At 65.6% G+C, this 20,498-nt stretch carries 14 protein-coding genes and 3 pseudogenes; 1 reads left to right on the top strand and 16 read right to left on the bottom strand.

Annotated elements, in window-relative coordinates; genetic code table 11:
* Window positions 1–110 precede the first annotated feature (110 nt).
* From HWX03_RS20770 to HWX03_RS37355, 16 genes and pseudogenes are all read right to left on the bottom strand, one after another.
* Entirely contained in the window at window positions 111–1,400 is a 1,290-nt protein-coding gene (locus HWX03_RS20770; RefSeq protein WP_175822834.1) for an acyl-CoA dehydrogenase family protein, read from the bottom strand.
* A 173-nt stretch (window positions 1,401–1,573) separates the two neighbouring features.
* Window positions 1,574–2,248, bottom strand: a complete 675-nt coding sequence (locus tag HWX03_RS20765; RefSeq protein ID WP_244132706.1) for a TetR/AcrR family transcriptional regulator — start codon at window positions 2,246–2,248, stop codon at window positions 1,574–1,576.
* A gap of 166 nt (window positions 2,249–2,414) precedes the next feature.
* Complete coding sequence (locus HWX03_RS20760) at window positions 2,415–3,899, bottom strand: FAD-dependent oxidoreductase (protein WP_175872502.1); 1,485 nt, start codon at window positions 3,897–3,899, stop codon at window positions 2,415–2,417.
* A gap of 11 nt (window positions 3,900–3,910) precedes the next feature.
* Complete coding sequence (locus tag HWX03_RS20755; protein WP_175872501.1) at window positions 3,911–5,152, bottom strand: thiolase family protein; 1,242 nt, start codon at window positions 5,150–5,152, stop codon at window positions 3,911–3,913.
* Between the two features lie 25 nt (window positions 5,153–5,177).
* Window positions 5,178–6,731 carry an AMP-binding protein gene (locus tag HWX03_RS20750; RefSeq protein ID WP_175872500.1) on the bottom strand — a complete coding sequence of 518 codons (1,554 nt, stop codon included), beginning with the start codon at window positions 6,729–6,731 and terminating at the stop codon, window positions 5,178–5,180.
* 42 nt (window positions 6,732–6,773) lie between these two features.
* Window positions 6,774–7,904, bottom strand: a complete 1,131-nt coding sequence (locus tag HWX03_RS20745; RefSeq protein WP_175872499.1) for a DUF5938 domain-containing protein — start codon at window positions 7,902–7,904, stop codon at window positions 6,774–6,776.
* Window positions 7,905–8,077: 173 nt separating this feature from the next.
* Window positions 8,078–8,755, bottom strand: a complete 678-nt coding sequence (locus HWX03_RS20740) for a c-type cytochrome (RefSeq protein ID WP_175872498.1) — start codon at window positions 8,753–8,755, stop codon at window positions 8,078–8,080.
* Complete coding sequence (locus HWX03_RS20735; protein ID WP_175872497.1) at window positions 8,756–10,237, bottom strand: FAD-dependent oxidoreductase; 1,482 nt, start codon at window positions 10,235–10,237, stop codon at window positions 8,756–8,758. It lies immediately after the preceding gene.
* Window positions 10,238–10,280: 43 nt separating this feature from the next.
* Entirely contained in the window at window positions 10,281–11,249 is a 969-nt protein-coding gene (locus HWX03_RS20730) for a YCF48-related protein (RefSeq protein ID WP_175872496.1), read from the bottom strand.
* A gap of 30 nt (window positions 11,250–11,279) precedes the next feature.
* Window positions 11,280–11,576, bottom strand: coding sequence for a hypothetical protein (locus tag HWX03_RS20725; protein ID WP_175872495.1), 297 nt, complete (start codon window positions 11,574–11,576; stop codon window positions 11,280–11,282).
* Window positions 11,577–11,607: 31 nt separating this feature from the next.
* A complete protein-coding gene (locus HWX03_RS20720; RefSeq protein WP_175872494.1) occupies window positions 11,608–13,968 on the bottom strand; it encodes an efflux RND transporter permease subunit in 2,361 nt (786 codons plus the stop codon).
* A 62-nt stretch (window positions 13,969–14,030) separates the two neighbouring features.
* Window positions 14,031–15,875, bottom strand: a complete 1,845-nt coding sequence (locus tag HWX03_RS20715) for a DUF1302 domain-containing protein (protein ID WP_175872493.1) — start codon at window positions 15,873–15,875, stop codon at window positions 14,031–14,033.
* Window positions 15,876–15,953: 78 nt separating this feature from the next.
* Window positions 15,954–17,141, bottom strand: a pseudogene (locus HWX03_RS20710) (DUF1329 domain-containing protein); the annotation flags it as partial.
* Window position 17,142: 1 nt separating this feature from the next.
* Window positions 17,143–17,301, bottom strand: a pseudogene (locus tag HWX03_RS36975) (RidA family protein); the annotation flags it as partial.
* Between the two features lie 643 nt (window positions 17,302–17,944).
* Window positions 17,945–18,775, bottom strand: coding sequence for a phytanoyl-CoA dioxygenase family protein (locus tag HWX03_RS20705; protein ID WP_175872492.1), 831 nt, complete (start codon window positions 18,773–18,775; stop codon window positions 17,945–17,947).
* 220 nt (window positions 18,776–18,995) lie between these two features.
* The gene (locus tag HWX03_RS37355; protein ID WP_347879531.1) at window positions 18,996–19,127 is read right to left on the bottom strand and encodes a hypothetical protein; all 132 of its coding nucleotides are present in this window, start codon (window positions 19,125–19,127) and stop codon (window positions 18,996–18,998) included.
* 842 nt (window positions 19,128–19,969) lie between these two features.
* On the opposite strand from HWX03_RS37355, the pseudogene HWX03_RS20700 reads away from it, so the two are divergent.
* Window positions 19,970–20,419 (top strand): annotated as a pseudogene (locus HWX03_RS20700) (transposase); the annotation flags it as partial.
* Window positions 20,420–20,498: the final 79 nt, after the last annotated feature.

Raw genomic sequence — 20,498 nt, 5'->3', positions numbered from 1 at the left:
GGGGCACGCGCCGTTCGATCGCGCCGTCGTAGCTTCTTTACAAAAGGAAGCAACGGCGGCTCACCCGGCAACGACGCGCGTCTCGAGTCTCGCGGCGCGGCCGCGTTCGCTTACTCCCGCGTCCACCCATTCCGATAAAGCTCGCCGGCCAGCACGCCGAGGCGCGACGCGAGGACGTAATTCTCGCCGTCCTCGATCAGCGCCGAGCGCACGTCGCGGAACAGCTTCTCGATCGGGAATTCGCGCGTGGTGCCGTTGCCGCCGAACAGCTGGAACGCCTCGTGCGTGATCTTCATCGCTTCCTCGGTCACGCTCACCTTCGCCTGCGCGGTCGCATACGGATGGCTCTGCGGCGACATCCGCGAAAACGCGAGGCTGCGGCGTGCGATCGCACGCGCCATCTCGAGCCGGCGCAGCATTTCGCCGATGCGCAGGTGCGTCATCTGGTGATCCATCAGCAGCGCGCCGCCCTGCTTGCGCTCGTGGCAATACGCGAGCGCCAGTTCGAACGCGGCCCGCGCCACGCCGACGAACACCTGGCACATGTGCGTGCCCGCATACGACCACGTCGACGCGAGGTTGCCGAGATAGTCGTCCTTCAGCGCGACCGCGAAGCGCTTCGGCACCTTCACGTTGTCGAAATAGATCTCGCCCTGCGGCAGCGAACGCTGGCCGATCTTGTCGAGCGGCTTGCCGCGCGACACGCCGGGCAGATCGAGCGGCAGGATCATCGCGATGCCGTTCGTGAACGCGCTGCGCTCGCCTTCGCCGTAGAAGCCGTCGCCGTAGTCGGCCGCCATGTACGCGAGCGCGACCTGCGCGACCGAGCCGTTCGAGATCCATGCGGAGCTTTGCCCGTTGATCACGATCTCGTCCGCGCCGACCTTCGCGGTCACGTTGCCGACCGGCTGCTTGCCGTTCGCGGCGAGTTCCGGCCGATACAGGATCGCCGCGTCCGACCCGCGATCGGGCTGCGTGTTCATCCAGCAGCCGACCTTGCCTGCACACATCTCGACCAGTTCCGGGTTGCCGACCGAATGCGCCATCATCAGCGGCATCGTGGCCGCGCCGATCGACACGGCGAGGCCCGAATCGCCCCAGCCGAGCTCCTCGCCGATCAGCGACTCGATGCGCACGGCCGTGTCCGGCGGAAACTGCGCGATCAGTTGCGGATCGAGCCCGAGCTTCGCGCTCTCGACGATCGCGGCCCAGTACGGCGAGCCGGGGGCGATCACGTCCTCCGGCGTCATCCGGTCGAGCTCGCGGCCGATCGGCCGCAGCACGTCGCGCGCGAAGCGGTGAACCGTGTGCTGGATTGCGTTTTCCTCTTCACTCAGCGGCGTCTCGAAGCCGGTCATGCCGACCACGGGCAGCGCCGCGGACTTGTTCAGACGAATCATCTCCGTTCTCCTCCTGGACTCGAATCATGTCGGCCCGGCAGCGGACGCGCCCGGCCATCCCACATCTAGTAATACATACCAAACATAGGTCATCATGACAAACACAGGAAGCAAAAAAAAGACAGGGTATTCCCCTGTCTCTGTTCGCGTGGCCGCCGCGGCGGATCGCGCCGCTATTTACCCGCGGGCGCCATCAGCGTGCCGTAGGCGATCGCGCGCGACGTCGCGATGAAATACGCATCGAGCGCCTGCGTCTGCCGCCCGGTGCCGTACTGCATCGCGAGGCCGTCGGCCAGCGCGATCAGCATCGTCGCCGCATGCCGGCTGTCGGCCGCGCTGAACGCCGGATTGACCGCGCGCAGCAGTTGCGCGAGGTCGCGCGTCAGTGCCGTGTACCACTCGTCGTAAAGCTTGAAGCATTCGGAATCGGCGGCCGCGAACGACAGAAAATGCCGGAACAATGCGTTGTACTTGGCATTCTTCGCATCCGAGATCGAGCGCTGCATGATCTCTTCGAACACGTCGCGCGGCGACGCATCGCTGAGCGCGCGCTTCAAGTCGTCGAGATAGGTGACGATGACGACCGGCTCGATGACGGCCCGCAACACGGCGATGCGGGTCGGAAAGTAGTACTGCAGATTGCTGACGCTGATCCCGGCGGCCGCGGCGACCGCGCGCTGCGAGAATTCCAGCGGGCCGCCGTCGAGCAGCAGCTTGCGTGCGACGCGAATGATCGTGTTGCGCGTACGCAGGCCCTGCGCCCGCAAACCGTCGGTGTTGCTCGCCGTTGCGGCGGGAGTCGAAGTGCGCCGCTTTCGGCTGCTGCGTTGCTCGTTGGACACTGTCATCGTGTTCGTCGTGAAGATGGCGTTTCGGCTTCGTCGAATGGGCGCTCCGCACCTTACGGAGCGCCAACGACTATACCCGATGCGCGCCTCATTTTCCATCGAGCCGCCCCTTCTGCCGGGCGGTTCGGCCGAATGCACGTTCCCGCGTCGCGACGATCGCCCGCGGCTACATGTGCCGCACCTTGCGGTTCACGCGTTCGTCGAGCAGGTTCGCGACGCCGAGCATCCCGTTGACCGTACACCATCGCAGCGGCTCCGGCGGCACCGACGGCGTCTTGTGCGTCAGCGCGTCGAGCAGCGGCGATCGTCCGTCGTGAATCCGCTCGGCCAGCACGCGCCCGATCAGCGATTGCGTGCCGACGCCATGCCCCGAACACCCGGCCGTGTAGAACACGTTGCCGTGCGCACCTGCCGCGCCGACCACCGGCAACGCATCGCCCGCGAACGAGATGTAGCCGCTCCAGCATGCGCGCACCGGCACGTTGCCGAGTTGCGGAAAGCGCGCGTGCAGCGTCTTCAGGAGCGCACGATACGTGTCGCCGTCCGGCACGTTCGGCGTCTGCGAGCCGTACACGTAATGCAGCCGCTTGGTCGTCAGCAGCAGCGTGTTGCGTGCGGTCAGGCGATGGCTTTCCATCGTCAGGTGCGAGGTCACGATGCCCTCGCGGTTCGGCCAGCCCAGCGCCGCGAGCTGCGCGTCGGACAGCGGCTCGGTTTCGAGGGCCGACACGCGCAGCGGCATCACCTTGTCGCCGAGCAGGCCGAGTTGCGGCGTGTACGCATTGGTCGCGAGCACCAGCACCGGCGCGCTCGCGCTGCCGCGTGCGGTGCGCACGCGCACCGTCTCGCCCGCGTCGAAATCGAGCAGCGCGGTGTGCTCGTAAAGTTTCACGCCGGCCGCGAGCGCCGCGCGCCGCAAGCCCGTCACGTACTTGCCCGGATCGAGCGTGCCGCCGCCGGGCACGTACGCGCCGAACAGAAAGGCCGGCGGAATGCCGCGTTCGCGCATCGCCGCGCCATCGAGAAACTGCGCGGGCGAGCCGAGTTCGATCCCGGTGGCCATGCTCTCGCGCAGGCGCTTTTCCTGCGACGGATGCACGCCCGCGCGAATGATGCCCGACGCACGGTAGTCGCAATCGATCGCGTACTCGGCGAGCTTGCATTCGACGTACGCGACGCCTTCGTCGTAGAAGCCGACGATCCGCTTTGCCTGTTCGTGGCCGACCCGCTTGAGAAACAGCTCGTATTCGAGCCCCTGGCCGCCCGCGAGATAACCGGCGTTGCGCCCGCTCGCGCCGAAGCCCGCGAAGTCGCGTTCGAGCACGACGACGCTCGCGCCGCGCGCGGCCAGTTCCAGCGCGGTGGACAGGCCGGCGAAGCCCGCGCCGACGACGATCGCGTCCGCCTGCACGTCGCCTTCGAGCTCGGGCTGCGCACGCTCGGGCGGCTCGATCCAGCCGCCGACGGGACGATACTTCTGCAGCGCGGCGTCGGCACGGAGTTCCTCGCCCCAGCGCGCGAGCGGCCCGGCCGCTTCGGCGCCCACCGCCTGCATCGACGCCGCCGCGCCGACCCCGCCCGACGCCTGTCGCGTCGTCTGCCCTGCCTGCGCTCCTTGCCCGAGCGCCATTGCGCCGTGTGCGTTGCCCATATCGGCCTCCGTCAGTCCCTGCTGAGAATGTGAATCGCCAGCGCAGCCTCTTCGACGCCCTGCAAGCCGCCGCCGTTTTCCTGGATCGCATGACGCGCGCCGTCCACCTGCCGTGCGCCCGCCTCGCCGCGCAACTGCGTGACCAGCTCGTACAACTGCCCGATGCCGGTCGCGCCGAGCGGATGGCCCTTCGATTCGAGGCCGCCCGACGTGTTGATCGGGATGCGCCCGCCGAGCGTGAACTCGCCGCGCTCGGCGGCCGGACCGCCTTCGCCGAGCGGCACGAAGCCCAGGTTCTCGGCCTGGATGATTTCGCCCATCGCCGACGCGTCGTGCACTTCGGCCACGTCCATGTCCTCCGGCCCCATGCCGGCCTGCTCGTACGCCTGCAACGCGGCGAGCCGGCCGATGTGCTTGTGCGGCTCGTCGATGCGCCGCCGCGTGAAGCTGCGGATCACGCTCGCGGCGATCCGGATGCAGCGGCTGCGATCGGCGCCGATGCGCTCCAGCCCTTCCTCCGTGCAGAGGATCGCGGCCGCCGCGCCATCCGACAGCGGCGCGCACATCGGCAGCGTGATCGGGTACGTGATCGGCGCGGCCGCCAGCACCTCGTCGATCGTGAACGGCTGGCGGAACTGCGAATACGGGTTGTGCACCGAATGCCCGTGGTTCTTCGCCGACACGGCCGCGATCTGCCGCTGCGTCGTGCCGTACGTGTGCATGTGGTGCCGGCACATCGCCGCGTAGATCTTCATGAAGCGGCTGTACGGGCGCTCGGATTCCGAGCCGGGCGGCGGCTCGATCCCTTCGCCGAGCCGCGCGAGCGTCGCGAAATTCTCGTCGACGCGCGACACGTCCCAGCCGGCCTCGAACAGCGCGAACGATTTGGCCTTGTCCGCGACGTTCATCTTTTCCGCGCCGAGCGCCAGCGCGACGTCGCACGCGCCCGACTGCAACTGCCGCACGGCGAGGTGCACGGCCGTACTGCCGGACGCGCACGCATTCTCGACGTTGAACACCGGAATGCCTTCGAGGCCGATCTTGCTGAACACGACCTGGCCGGGAATCGACAACTGCCCTTGCAGCGGGCCGTTGGTGATGCCCGCGTAGAACGCGGCGCGGATCGCATCGGCATGGCAACCGGCGTCCCGCAATGCGCGCTGCAGCGCCTCCCTCGCCAGATCGTCGAGGCTGCGGTCGAGATGCCGGCCGAACACGGTCATCGCGATACCGGCGATGTAGATGTTGCTCATCGTATGGAATCCATATGAAGCAGGCTCAGATCCTGCGTTGCTGGCCTTGCCAGTACTGTTCGCGCAGGTCCTTCTTCAGCACCTTGCCGGCCGTGCTGCGCGGCAGCGCGGCGACGAAGTCCACGCTCTTGGGCGCCTTCACCGAGCCGAGCTTCTCCTTGCACAGCGCGACGAGCTCTTCCGCGCTCACCTGCTGCCCGGCATTCAGCTCGACGACCGCCTTCACGGCCTCGCCCCATTTGTCGTCGGGCACGCCGATCACCGCGCAGTCCTGCACGGCCGAATGCGCCCAGATTACCTGCTCGACTTCGCTCGGATAGACGTTGAAGCCGCCGCTGATGATCATGTCCTTCTTGCGGTCGGTGATGTGCAGATAGCCGTCGCGATCGAGATGGCCGATGTCGCCGGTGTGCAGCCAGCCGTCGACGATCGTCTCGGCCGTCTTGTCCGGCGCGCGGTAGTAGCCCTTCATCACGAGATCGCCGCGTACGCAGATCTCGCCGGTCTCGCCCTGCTTCAACACGTCGCCGCGCTCGCCGACGATCTCGACGCGCACCAGCGGGTTCGGGCGGCCGACCGACGCGAGCCGCGTGTCGGATGCCAGCTTGCCGTCGACGAAATGCTCGGCCGGCGTCAGGTACGAGATCGACGCGGGCGCCTCGGTCTGCCCGTAGCCGCCCGTCATCACCGGGCCGAACACGTCGATCGCGCGCTTGAGCTTCTCGACCGACATCGGCGCGGCGCCGTACAGGAAGTAGCGCAGCGACGAAAAATCGACCTGCTCGATGCCGGGGATGTCGAGCAACCGGTAGATCACGGTCGGCGGCAGGAAGAACTCGGTCACGCGGTGCTTGACGATCGCGCCGAGCAGCAACGCGGGGTCGGGCTTCGGCAGCACGACCACCGTGCCGCCGCGCGCGGTGCACGGCAGCGACAGCATGCCGGCCGTGTGCGTCATCGGCGCAGCAGCCAGATTCACCGGACGCGCACCGTCGTACGTCATCGCGATCATGAATTGCGCGAAGTACGTCTGCAGCGAACGGTGCGTGTTCATCACGCCCTTCGGCGCGCCCGTCGTGCCGCCGGTGGCCGACAGCGCGACGACGTCGTCCATCGCGTAATCGACGACCGGCGGCGTCGCCGGCTGGCGCTCGCTCCATGAAGCCAGCGACGGCGCCCACGGCAGGTCGGCGTCGAGGCACACCCACAGCCGGATCTTCGGCAGGCTCGGCCGCAGCGCGTCGATCGCGGCCGCGAACGCCTGATGGAAAAACAGCACTTCGCAGTCGAACGCATCGAGCACGTACTGGTTCTCGGCCACCGCGTTGCGGCCGTTCACCGGGATGTACGCGAGCCCGGCGCGCCACATCCCGAGCGCGCAGCTCCAGCCGATCACGTCGTTGTCGGCCCACACCGCCGCCTTCGCCTCCTTCGCGAAGCCGGCGGCGAGCAAGCCGTTGGCGATGCGGCACGACAGCTCGCCGATCTCCTGGAACGTGTAGTTGCGATCGCCCTGGATGTAGGCGATGCCGTCGGGATTGAGGCGCCACCCGCGGTCGTAGAAATCGATAATGGCCATGTCACAAGTTCCGTTGGGTCTGGTCCGGTGCGGCGGCGGCCGTCACAGTTGCGTGACCGTGGCGCGCGCGAGCCCGCGCTGTTCGAGGAAGCCGAGCAGGTAGCGATGGCCGAATGCCTTCGAGCCCGACGCGAAGCCCGTGCGCGCGATATCGCCGTCGAGCAGCTTGAGCACGCCGGCCGCGTGAATCGCGCCCGTCGAGATGTACGGCGTGACGCCGTGCACGGTCGCACGCACCGACGCGAGCTGGCCGCGGCCGATCGCGAAATCGACGCTGCGCTGGATCGTCGTGCGCTCGCGCGGCGGCATCGTCGGCGTGGTCGATGCGACGACCTGCTTCAGCACTTCGTCCTGCTGCTCGCGCGGCAGGTGCTTGTATTCGGCTTCCCACTTCTGCCCGAACTGGTGCACCAGCTTCATCACGTTGTTGTCGTAAAAGCCCACGCACGAGATGCAGCTGCGCACGCGCGAATCGTGCTCGAAGTAGACCGGCAGCGACGTGCCGCCCCACGGCAGGCAGAACACCGGCTGCATCAGCTCGGGCGTCGCGACGGTGAACGATGCGTCCGCGGCGTGCGGCACGAGCGCCTTCTCCCACAGGTAGCAGGACTCGTGGCGCGCGCCGTCGAAGATCGTCGCGGTCGAGCCGATGCTCACGCCGGCCGCGTTGCGCGGGCCGCGCGTCAGCGTGGCCGTCTCCAGCGCGTCGATGCCCGGCGTTTCGAGCGCGAGCTCGGCGGCGATCTCGGCGAACGTGTACATGTACGCGTTCGACGACGACACCAGCAGGCCGGCCTGGCGGTACTGCTCGCCGAACTGGTCGCGCACTGCGCGGATATACGACTGTTCGCCGGTCGTATCGAGGTGGTGACAGCCGGCCTTCAGCGCGGCCTCGACGCCGACGAGCCCGAAGCTGGAGAACGGCCCGACCGTGTTGCACACCACCTTCGCACCGCTGAACGCCTTCACGAGCGCATCGACGTCGTGCTCCGCTTCGATGATTTCGTATTGCGCCGATTCGAGGCGCACGACGCGCTGCGCCATCATTTCCTTCGCGCGGCCCGCGTTGCGCGCGACCGCCGTGAACGGGATGTTCTGGTCGATCAGCCAGTCCATGATCAACATGCCGGTGTAACCGCTTGCGCCATAAACGACGACGGGGTGCTTAGCCATGGTTGTCTCCTGAAACGTGAATTGTCGAGAACCGGTTCGGTTCACAGTCGGGTACTGCTGCTTCGTATCCGGTGCGCTCTTTTGTAGAACACATTACCAATCTTAGGTCACTATGACAAAGTAAAGCGTAAAGAAAAAGGCAGGGTATTCCCGGGCCTGACGCATTGCGCGCATCATTTCGCTGCGCCGTCCGGCGACAGGCCGGCCAGATAGTGCGCAACGGCACGCGTGTCGTCGCCCGACAACGTCGCGGCCAACGCGTTCATCGCACCGGTCGGATCGTGCCGCTCGCCCGAGCGGAACGCCGCCAGTTGCGTCTCCAGGTATAGCTGCCCCTGGCCGGCGAGGCGCGGCGCCGGGTCTTTGCCCGTCAGCGCCGCGCCGTGACACGCGCGGCAGCTTCGTGCCTCCACGAGCGCCATTCCCCGCTTGTCGAGCGCCGCGTCGGCCGGTACGGCCTCGTTGCGCGCCGGCGCCTGTCGCGCGAAATAGGTCGCCAGCGCGGCGATCTTCGCGTCGTCGAGTTCGCGCGAAAGCGGCCCCATGTACGCGTTGCGGCGCCGGTCCGTGGCGAACGCGCGCAGTTGCGCGGCGATATACGGGGCCGGCTGGCCGGACAACGACGGATACCACGCGTTCTGCGACTGCCCGTGCGCGCCGTGGCAGAAGAAGCACGTCTCCTGCGGCTGCGGCCATGCGCCGCCGTTGGCCTTGTCGGCTTCGCCGATCGCGGCCATCGCTTTCTGGTAATGCATGCCGTCGACGAGATCCGGCCCGTACAGCACGCCTGCCGCCACCCCGCCCGCCAACACCAGCCCCAGCGCGGCGCCAATCATCCAGGTTCGTTTCACTCAGGCCTCCTTGCCGCGGCCGGCCAGTTTGCCGAGCGCCTGCAGCGCCGCACGGTGTCCCGAGCGCACCGCGCCATCCATCGCGCCGGCCCACAGGTCGGCCGTCTCGGTGCCCGACCAGATCAGCCGGCCGGCCTCCGGGCGCAGGAACTTGCCCCATTTCGTCCAGAAGCCGGGCGGCAGCGGGTGGATGCACTGCAGCGTCCACGGATCGACGCGGCCCCAGTCGTAGTCGTGGAACTGCGTCGGATGCAGCGCCTTGTCGCCGAGCGCACGCGCAAAGATGGCCGACAGCGTCCGTTCAGCGGCCTTCGGTTCGGCCGGCAGCGCGCCCGGCGCGACGAACGCGGCGAGCACGCCGGCCGAGCCGTCCGGCGGCGAGTTGTCGTACGCCATGAACACCGGGCCGCCGACTTCGAAGATCTGTCCGTTGTAGCCGTCGTCGCGCCAGAACGGCCGGTCGTACACGTGCACCGTCTTGCGCATCGGCGCATTCGCCGGCCAGTTCCGCTGCAACTGCGCACGGCCGTCCGGCAGCGGCGGATCGAACACGATCTGCTGGCACAGCGCCGGATTGAGCGCGACGATCACGCGCCGCGCGCGCAGCACGCCGCGATCGGTCTGCACGTCGACCACGTCGCGATCCCAGCCCGAGATCTTGCGCACCGGGCAGGACAGTTGCACCTTCGATGCGCCGAGTTCGCTCGCCATCCGGATGCTCAACACCTGCGAGCCGCCGACGAAGCGCGTTTCCTGTGCGCCGCCCTTGGTCGATTCGAGCTTCGCGTAGTCGCAATCGGCGCTGTTGATCATCGACAGGTAGTGCAGCAGCCCGAGCTGTGCCGGCGCGCCGCCGAGCGACAGCTTCGCCGCGAGGCCGAGAAAGTAGCCGTCTTCATAAGTCACGCCCTGCTTGCGCAGCCAGTCGCCGTAGGTCAGCTTGTCGAGTTCCGCCGCGTGCTGCGCGGTCCACGGCTCGCGCGACGGCACGCCGCGTGCGAGTGCGCCGAGCTTCGCGCCGAGCGCATCGTCGCCGCCCGAGCCGCCGTGGAAATCCTGGGCGACGCGCGCGTCGCCGGCAAGCACGACGGTCTTGCCCGCGTAATACGTCGGGAACGTATCGACCCCGAGTTCGCGTGCGAGATCGGCAATCGCCGTCTGCCCCGGGCCGATCCATTGGCCGCCGGCCTCGGACACCACGCCATGGCCGAGGTCGTGGTTGTAGGTTCGCCCGCCGACGCGATCGCGCGCCTCGACCACGACGAACGATTCGCATCCGGCGCGCTTCAGGTCGCGCGCGGCGGTCAGCCCCGCGAGCCCGGCGCCGACGATCACGACATCGAACACGCCGCGATCGGCGGATGCCGGCGCGGCGCCTTCCGCGAACGAGACTTCTCCGGCCGCGAGCGATGCGGCGCCCGCCACCGCGACGCGCAATATCTGACGCCGGGCCGGCATGTCCGGCTTGTGCTTGCACTTCATTTCAGGTGCTCCATGCTTCCTCGTATTTCTCGATGAATTCAACTCACGGTGCGGCCAGCACACCGTCCTGCGAAAACAGCACCGGCTTGCCGTGCGCGTCGATCAGTGCGGCGGTGAGCGTCGCGCGATCCGCGCGCTGCACGACGTCGAACGGGCCGCCGGCCACGCGCTGCGTGAGCACGAGGCCGTCCAGCCCGACGCCGGTCAGCCCGCCGCCGGTCGCGACGAGATCGGTGATCGAGCTGCGCGTGCCGGTATGCTGCGCGGTCCACGTCGTGCCGCCGTCACGGCTCTCGAACAGGCTGCCGAGCAGCCCGCCGACCACGATCCGGCCGTCCGGCATCGCGACGCCCGACCACAACGTGCCTTTGCCGCCGGTCGGCAGATAGGTCCAGTTCGCACCGGCGTCGGCCGACTTGAGCACCATCCCTTGTTCGGACACGACGTAGAGCGCATGGACGGAGTCGGCAAACACGTGATAGAGATTGCGGTCGGCCTTGCCGCCGCCCGGCGGTTTCGGCAGCGTCGTACGCGCCCACGTCTTGCCGCCGTCATGCGTCTGCAACATCAGCGACCACAGGCCGACCGCAATGCCGTCCTGCGCATTCGTGAACAACACCGAGAACAGCGGCTGGTCGACCGACGTATCGAGCCGCTGCGTGACCCACGTGTCGCCGCCGTCGTCGGTCGCGAGAATCGCGCCCCACTGGCCGACGGCCCAGCCGTGCTTCGCATCCGCGAACGACACCGCCGACAGCGTCGCCGAGATCGGCACACGCCGCGCCTGCCGCCAGGTCTTGCCGTCGTCGTCGGACAGCAGCACGATGCCGTGCTCGCCGACCGCGACGATCCGCGAACCGGCGCGCGTCGCATCCATCAGCATCCGGTGCGCCGGCTCGGCCCATGCATGTGCGGGCTTCGCGGCCCAGGCCACTACCGTTCCGTCCTGCGGTTGCGCGAGGGCCGCCGCGGCGGCGCAGAGCGCGGTACAGGCAACTAGGGTCTTGATCATGGTAAGTCTCTGAAGTGGTGTGCTCATGCATCAGTGATTGAACAGATGCGACCAGCCGGCAGTCGCTGCGTCGAGCGCAACGATCGATGGCTTGTCGGTCCCCTGCCCGGCCGCCGCCTGCCACCCGGCGTTGCCGTCGTTCGACGATGGAGCGAGTCCCGGTACGGCGACCGGTTCGGCGACCGTGGCGTGACGCTTATCGACGCGCCCGGCATCGGTCGCGGGCGCATGAGCCGGCGCGTTCCCGTCAGCGCTTGCTTCATGAAATCGCGGGAAGGCAACCGCCACGATGCAAAGTGCGGCGCAGGCAGCGAGAGTCTTGACCATGGCTGAATCTCCGTCGGAATGTTCGTGCGCGTCAGTGACTGAACAGGCCCGGCGCGCGGGCAGGCTTGCGACGCGGGAACCAGCGTTCGAGCAGCGACGCGAGCGCGGGCAGCGCGGTCATCGCCATCACCAGGTTCACGATGAACATGAACGCGAGCAGCTTGCCCATGTCGGCCTGGAACTTGAGCGCCGAGAAGCTCCACGTCGCGACGCCGATCGCCAGCGTGATCGCGGTGAAGATCGTGGCCACGCCCACTTCGAGCATCGCGTGCTGCACCGCCTTCACGATGTCCTGCCCGCCCGCGAGATGCACCTGCAGCCGGTTGTAGATGTAGAACGCGTAATCGACGCCGATGCCCACCGCCAGCACCATCACCGGCAACGTCGCGACCGTCAGCCCGATCTGCAGCTCCTTCATGAACCAGTAGCCGATGAAGGTCGCGACCGACAGCGGCACGCAACAGGCGAGCATCGCGCGCCAGTCCCGATAGGCGAGGAACACGAGCACCAGGATCGCCGCATACACGTAGAGCATCATCGGCAGCTCGCTCTTCTCGACCTCGTCGTTCGTCGCGGCGAGCACGCCCGCGTTGCCGGCGGCCAGCCGCACCGTGACGCCGGGGAACGGATGCGACGCACGGTATTGCTTCACGTCGTCGAGGATGCGGTTGATCGTCGTCGCCTTGTGATCGGTCAGGAACAGGTGCACGGCCGTCATCCCGCAGTCGCGGCTCATGAAACCCTTCACGCGCGATACGTCCACCGACACCGCGCCGTAGTTCTCGCCAGCGATCGGCACGACGTTCATCTTCGGGTAATCCTCGTTGTAGCCCTGGTTGTAGGTACGCAGCATCGCCGAGTACGACTGCACCGACACGACGCCCGGCTCGGTCTTCATCGCGGCCGAGAAGTCGTCCTCGTACAGCCCGACCGCCGGGTTGTCGCAGGCCTTGCCGTTCGATTCGATCGCCACCGTCAGCCAGTCGAGGCCCATGTCGTAGTTGCCGGCGATCGACGTCGCGTCGCGGTTGAAGCGCGCATCCGCGCGCAGCTCCGGCGCGCCCGGCTGCAGCGTGCCGATCACGCGATCGCGGCTTTGCCATGCGGCGAGCGCGAAGATCGCCACCGTCAGCGCGACGGTGACGCCTGCGTACTTCGGCTCCGCCACGCGGGCGAGCACGCGCAGCGGCTTCGCACGCTGCTGCGCGCGCTTCAGTGAAGCGTCCGCATAGGTTTTCGTGAAGTTGAAGCACGATGCCGCGACGGGCAGCAGGATCAGGTTCGTCACGATCTTGTACGCGACGCCGAGCGACGCGGTGATCGCCAGCTCGCGCACCATCGGGATCGGGATCAGCAACAGCGTGATGAACGACACGAACGCGGTGATCAGCGCGAGCACGCCGGGGATCAGCAGGCCGCTGAAGCTGTGGCGCGCCGCATCGAACGAACTCTGCCCGTGCGCGATCTCGCGGACGATGAAGTTCACCTGCTGCACGCCATGCGACACGCCGATCGCGAACACGAGGAACGGCACCAGCACCGCGAGCGGATCGAGGCCGAAGCCGAGCAGCTTCAAGGTGCCGAACTGCCATACGAGCGACGTGAGCGAGCACGCGACCAGCAGCACCGTGAAGCGCACCGAATGGCAGTACCAGTACACCGCGAGCGTGGTCAGCAGCAGCGCGACCGCGCAGAAGCCGAGCACGGCCGTCGCGCCGTCGGCGATATCGCCGATCTGTTTCGCGAAGCCGATGACCTGGATCTCGTAGCCGGCATCCTCGAACGGCTTGCGGATCTTGTCTTCGAGCAGGTGATTGAACGCGACGTAGTCGAGCACCTTGCCGGCGCTGTCGCGCTCGTTCAGCTCGGCCGTGATCATCGCGCTGTCCTCGCCGTGCGACACGAGCGTGCCGACGTAGCCGCCGAGCGTCGTTGCGCGGCGAATGCCCTGCACGCGATCCGGTGTCAACTGGTCGGGCGTGATGGTGCCGGGAATGATCGGCTCCGCGCGAAACCCTTCCTCGGTCACCTCGTTGACGAACGCGTTCGGCGTCCACAACGAGCGCACGCCGATCCGGTCGACGTTCGGCAGGTACGTGACGGCCTGCGTGACGTCATACAGCCGCGTCAGCCCCGGCTTCGACCAGATCGACCCATGCTTTGCGCGCACCACTACCGTGATCCGGTTCGCGCCGAGCAGGTCGTTCCGGTATTGCTGGAACGTGCGGATGTACTCGTGCCCGATCGGCATCTGCTTTTCGAAACCGGCATCCATGCGCAGTTGCACGGCGAACACGGCCATCGCGACGGTGAACAACGCGATCGCCGCGAGCACGATCGCGCGATGACCGAAAAAGAACCTTTCCAGGCGACTGACCAGACGATTGAGCACGACGTTACCCCTTCATGATTGGCGGCGGCGCACCGCGCGCGCCGCCCGTAAGCGCATCACCGTCAGAAATTCCGGGTGACGAACAGCCCGACGAAATTCCGGTCTGCGTAGGGCTGCCCGACCGTGTTGTGACCGCCCCAGAATGCGGTGAAATTGATGCCGGCCTGCCAGTTCGGCGGGTTCTGGTTGAACAGCACGTAGACGTTCAGCGACTTCGCACCCTGCATGTAGTTCGCGGTGAAGGTCGGCGTGTAGCCGTACAGGCCGGTCGAGAACGTCGCGCCCGGCGTGACCTGCCAGCCGGGAATCAGCGTGCCGTCATAGGTCCAGTTGAAGTCGATCGTCGCGCCGACCGAGCTCGATGTGCCCTGGCTCATCCCGATCGGATAGCCGGCCGCCGACCCGTTGTTCAGCCACGGCAAGTAGCCGGTCTGCGGCACCTGCGTGACTGTCTGCCCGTCGATCGTGCGCGTCACGCCGCTTGACCTCAGCCCCGGGTAGTAGATCCACGTCAGCTCCCACGTCAGCGCGGCCGAATCGGCGCCGAGCAGCTTCAGGAACGGGTACTCGCTGCGCGTGAGTGCCAGCAGTCCGTTGATGTCGTACTGGAACTTCTTCTTGTCGACCCATTGCGGGCAGTCCAGGCCAACCACGCCGTTCGTGTTCAGGTCGAGCGGGCCGCCCGCGCCGTAGCAGCTCGACAGCGCGACCGCATCGCGCGGCCGGTACGACAGTTCGGTGCCGATCGCCCAAGGACCCAGCCCGAAGTTCGCGCTGACGCCGAACAGCTGGCGCCGGCCGGGATACGACCATTGCACGTTGCCGTTCGCGAGCGACGCGAGCACCGGTGACTTGTCGGTGTAGTTCAGGTAGTAGAACGCGAAGTTCGCGTCGAACGAGCGCGGCGAGTAGTTGAATTTCACGCCGAACTGCGGCCGGTATTTCGCCGGCAGGTTCGTGACCGACGGCAGCCCGATGTCGTTGAACGGCGGCCCGGCGTAGGTGCCGTTCACGAGCCCGTTCTTGATCGCGTTGAGCGTGTCCTGGTTGCCGGCCGCGCCCGGTCCGCCGATCGCGTTGGCGATCGTGCCCGCGCTCGGGCCGATCACGTTCAGGTTATTCGTGTTGATCGTGAACGGCTCGGCACCGCGGCCGAAACCGTTCGTCACCGACCAGTACGAGCCGACCGGCGGATAGCGGTTGCCATTCCACTGGAACTGGTAGTAGGCCTCGGTGCTGAACCCGTGCGACAGGTCGGCCGCCAGGCTCACCATCGGCGCCGGCAGCAGCGCCTGCTTGAGCTGTGAGCCGGGGATCAGCAGCTTCTGCACGTCGATCGAGTTCGTCGCGTTGATGCCGCTCTGCGCGAACATGCTCTCGCCCCAGTTGATCACCTGGTTGCCGAGCCGCACGTGCGCGTTGCGCCCGCCGATCGTGAAATCCTTCTGCGCCCACAGATCGAGCAACTGCGCGTTGTAGACGACCTGCGCGGCCGCGGTGCTCGACAACGGCGTGCGGTTCGTGTTCTTGGCCATGAAGTCGTACATGCCCGTGCCGCGCACCATGAACTTCAGCCCTTCGCTCGGCATCTTCAGCAGCAGCTCGCTGGTCGCGCTGATGTAGGTGCTGAACGGCTGGCCCTTGCGGTAGTTCAGGTCACCGTTGTCCGCGTAGCCCCACTGGTTGGTGTTCGCGGCCGCGCCGCAGCCGAAGGCGTTCGGGTCGCCCGTGAGCGAGCAGCTCGGATTTTTGGTCCGGATGCCCGCGCCAGCCGTCAGGTTCGACACCCACGAGCCTTGCAGGGCCCCGCCGTTCAACGTGAAGTCATACGCGTACGCGCTCGACGTCGCGGCACCCGCCATCGCCACCGATACGGTAGCATTCCTGAACAATCTTGCCGGTTCCATGATCCACCTCCGCCCCTGTTCGATGCCGGCGCACGATCGTTGCGCGCGCCGGTCCTTTTATCCGTCAGCCTGCTGCCGTCAGCGTTCGCTGACCGAGCGCAGCGATTCCGCCGTGTAGAAATCCGACTTGAAGCGCGGATCGTCGGCCTGCTCGAGCCAGTGGAGGTCCTTGCCCTGCCCGATTGACGACGCATCGAGCACGTAGCGGCCGTTGATCATGTCGTACTGCGCAAACGGTTCGTTGTCGCAGGTGCCGCCGAGCTCCCAGACCGGAATCGGGTAGCTTTCCCGCACCTTCCACAGCTTGCCCTGCGCGTCGTAGTCCTCGCCCACCAGCGCGAGCCAGCTATCCTCGTCGAGATAGAACACCTTCTTCGACGCGACGTGCCGCGCGCTCGGCTTCAGCGTCGCCTCCACCACCCACACGCGGTGGGTCTCATAGCGCCGGTTCGCAGCCGCGACGCCGTCGGGCGTCGCGACGTCGTGCAGCTTGCTCTTGAACTTGTACATGCCGAACGCGTTGTACGGGACGAGCATGTCCTTCTTGCCGACCAGCTTCCAGTTGAAGCGGTCGAGCGCGCCGTTGATCATGTTGCTTTCGTCGATCAAGTACTGATTCTCGAAACCGATCAGTGGCGCGTCGTGCGTATAGGCCGGCATGCGCCGTACGCGGCGCTGGCCCGGGAAGTAGTAGTACGTCTCCGATGCCTTGTCGAAGTACTGGCGCTGCACGAAGGCCTGGCCGGCCAGCGCGGCCGGCGAATTCATCTGGAAGTATATGGCCGTGCTCAGCTGGTCCACGTCCTGCGGCGAATGCTTGCCGAGCTTGCCGGACGGGAAATAGAACGTCTGTGGACCGACCGCGTCGATCCATTCGCTGCTGCCCGGTCGCGGCGACACAGACGTCACGACTTGCGCCCATTCGACACCTTCGCCGCGATAGCGCATCTCGTAGTTCAGAATCGCTTCGACGCCGCTCTTCGGCTGCGGGAACGGCACGCCCGGCAATACGGCCGACGCGAGGCTCTCGCCGCTCGAATTGAGCTTCGCGGCGGTGAGGTTCGCCTTCGAGTTCTGCTCGGCGGCGTCCGGCAACTGGCATTCGCGATGGGGCGGATAAACATCCATCCGGTAGCCCTTCTTCTGCTTGATCAGCGCGATCTGGCCGGGCGACAGCTTGTCCGCATACTTGTCGACGTTCGCGGCATCGATCGAGTACAGCGGTTTCTCGTTGCGATGCTTCCAGAAATCGCCGCGAACCTTGCCCCTCTATGCCGCCGGCCGGTTGCATCTGCGCATCGAGACCGACCTGGCCCGATACCCAGATCGTGTCGCCAACGCGCGTGGCTGGTGAGAAGTGATACGCGTCGTACCACGGCTGGAACGGAGGCGGAACAATCGATTGACGCTTGGCGGTCACTGACATGATGCGAACCTCTCTACTCAGATGAATGGACGGAAACAGGATGTGCGTAACGGATCGCCGGCTTTCAATGTGAAATCCCGTCAAGAAACAGAGCGCCAGCAGTGCCGTATCCCAAATGACTGTATTCGGCTGCGGTTTGAAGATCGCGTCGTCGCAAAGAAGGGCACGAGCGTGTGGCAATGGTTGCTGCTGGACTATGTAGAGCGCCCCCTGCCCTTCCAAACCATCAGCCTTTTCAAACCTCGCCAGAACTACGTTACACCGGCCTAAAAATAATGTCTATGTGGCCAAATATTAGCGGTGATGCGGCCCACAATCAAGATGGCGGAGATAGGGGAAACACCGACTGAACCACGCTTAAGAAGTTTGTTTAGGGAAACGAAGAACACGCGCTAGCGCGCGAGTAGTCAACCAAAACTGGAAGACCTGGCGAAATTTCTCGGCACCTCGCCACACATGCTGGAGCGCCGATTGAAGAAGGGAGGCAGCAGCCTTCATGCCCCCTCCGGTCGAGGTACGCAACGACCGCGCCTTAGCAGAGAAAATTTGAATGCCGTGCGAACACGGCATCAAAAGACGCCGGAGGAAACGACAAGGCGGCATCGAAAAAATAACCGCCGCGCCAATTTCGATGTCTCGTCGGTCATCGCAACTGCGTGCAAGAAGGCGACCGGTACGGTTCGCCTGGTTCCAGCGACGGATCGTTGAGCTCACTGATGTCGTAAGGGAAGTTGCACCCGGTAGTCGGCAGAGGCCGGTAATACACCTTGTCGCCGTAGAACCGGTAGACCAGCGTGTGGCGATCGGGGCAATCCGGGGTCACTGGAGCGCCGCCGTGCAGCATGCCGGAATGAAACACCAGCGCATCGCCTGGCTCCAGATCCCAGGTAAAGACATCCCACGACGCGGGGTCCTTGGCGCGGTCGGCCTCGATATCGGGGAGCCGGGGCCACTCGCTATCGATCCACAGCGGCGCGGTGTGGTCATTCGCATCGTTGTAGGAAGTGCCGTTGTACTGAACGCCGGCGTGGGAACCGCGGACGAATTCGAGTGCGTTATACCGGGGAATCTTTTCGAAGCTGGTCCAGATGTTGAGCATCTGCGGCCCGCTCACCGGCATGTACGAGTTGTCCTGGTGCCAAGGCGACCGGCCGGCGTTGCCGCCCTTCTTGATAAACAGTTCTTCTCCGACAAACCACAGGTGCTCGGTGTCCCACAGAGACGCCACGAATTCATCGAGTGCCAATTCCTTGACCGTCGCGACGTGCACATCGCGGTTCTCGAAATTGCCGTAGTCGTTAAAGGTCTCGTAGGGCGTCCCTTCATAGGCGAAGCCGTGCAACGGGCTCGGGTGGGCGATCCCGTAGTCGAAAGCCTCCCGCATCCGCTTGAGCCGCTCCGGTGAGAACAGACCTCGGACGACGATGGCACCGTCACGCGCCAAGTCTTGCTTCATTTGCTCTGTCACTTGCATGGAAATTTCCTCCTTCCTTTTTGACCACAACGTTTGCAATACATCGGGTGACGATGTCCGATCTGTCCTGATGGGAACCACGCACATGCTCAACGCCCGATAAGTGCACCAGGTCGCAGCGCAGGCTTCCGCATGATCGCCATCCAGCTCGTGGCCACGTACCTGAACTCAAGCGCGTGATCCACGACCGTGAGGATCGGATCTCCTCGTAATTTCATCTCTACTCGGTGGCCGCGCCGGACTCAGCCACCATCCTGATCTCGACGCGCAGACCGGGACCGGCCAACTGGGCCACACCCACTGCCGTCCTAGACGGATAGCAGCTCGGAAAATACCGATCCTCGACGGTCATGAACGCTTCGATTTCGCCGCGAAGATCGGTCTGGAGCGTGCGACAAGGTTGCGGCGCCAACATGCGAAGCGGCCGCTATCCTTTCAAATTATCCCTGTCAACATTACGTATTCATGGCCCATAAATAACGTATCCATGGCCAAATATTAGCGGCGTGACGGCCTACAATCAAGGTGAACAAATTAGGGAAAACACCGACTGAACAGCGCCCGAACGATTGGGGTCGATCACCGAATCGCAGGTGCTAGTGCGAGCGTTCCCGAGGCGCTGTGTGCGGAACACGCCGAGCGAGACGCAACGCCGAGTGCGGAAGTCGACAGGGCACCCTCGTGACTCCCGGGGGAATGCAGAGGCGCCTCATGCTGGAGACGGAGGGAGCCCGCGACGCTCAACGCCGCTCAGAGGCCGTACTAGCCAAGGTCCAACACAGAAACGAGTTGCTTGTCGGTAACGGGCAACGGCCGCACTGAATTCAGGACGCGATGGGGGACTGGCAAGAAGGCATGTCGATTCCGTTTGAAGAACACTCGCGTGTTACATCGCGCTTGGCCTCACGTGGCACCACGGAAAAGTTCAGGTTGCACCCAAAGCTATCTCAGACAAGGCGATGTTTTCCGGCGAAGGACTTCTGCTGCTCAGTAAGCCAAAACGAATAGCGAGGCTGGCGAGCGAGTCGCGCGGAGCATGTCAGAATTTTAGTGTGCGGAGGTCATGAGACGTCTTGAGACGGGGGCCTCCTTCGCCAGTTTCCTGATAGCGACGCCGCCAAGTGAGAAGTGTCGGCCGAGTACGCCACACTTTGCGCACACGAGGCGGGCATTGCCGGTCCCGTGATGCATACGCATCTGATCCGCAACAGCCTCGAATACGCCAGCTACAAGGACCGTAAGGTGCTCGCCGCCGCGCTGCGCCCGATCTACGCCGCCGCCAGCGAAGAGGCGGCAAGGCAAGCGCTGCAAGACTTCGCCGACGGACCGTGGGGCGCGAAGTACCCGACGATCGTGCAGTCGTGGCAACGCGCGTGGGAGCACGTCGTGCCGTTCTACGTGTTTCCGCCGGAGATTCGACGGGTCGTGTACACCACGAACGCCATAGAAAGTTTGAACATGCAGTTGCGCAAGATCATCAAGACCCGTGGTCACTTCCCGAACGACGAGGCGGCCATCAAGCTGCTCTGGCTGGCGCTGCGCAACGTGCTGGCCAAGACGGTACGCGCTGCCTTCGACTGGAAATCAGCAATGAACCAGTTTGCTATCCTGTTCGGCGAGCGATTTATGCAGGCGCGTGGATAACCCGCTGTTCAACCGCCTCGCCCACAAAAATGCGGACAGGTTCTGATAGTGGTACCACCTTCGTTGCCCAACTGGATCG

It is taken from the genome of Burkholderia sp. BCC0397, from assembly GCF_902832865.1.
GTDB lineage: Bacteria > Pseudomonadota > Gammaproteobacteria > Burkholderiales > Burkholderiaceae > Burkholderia.
The sequence above is the reverse complement of the archived record's forward strand: the minus strand, read 5'-3'. Positions and strand labels throughout refer to the sequence as shown.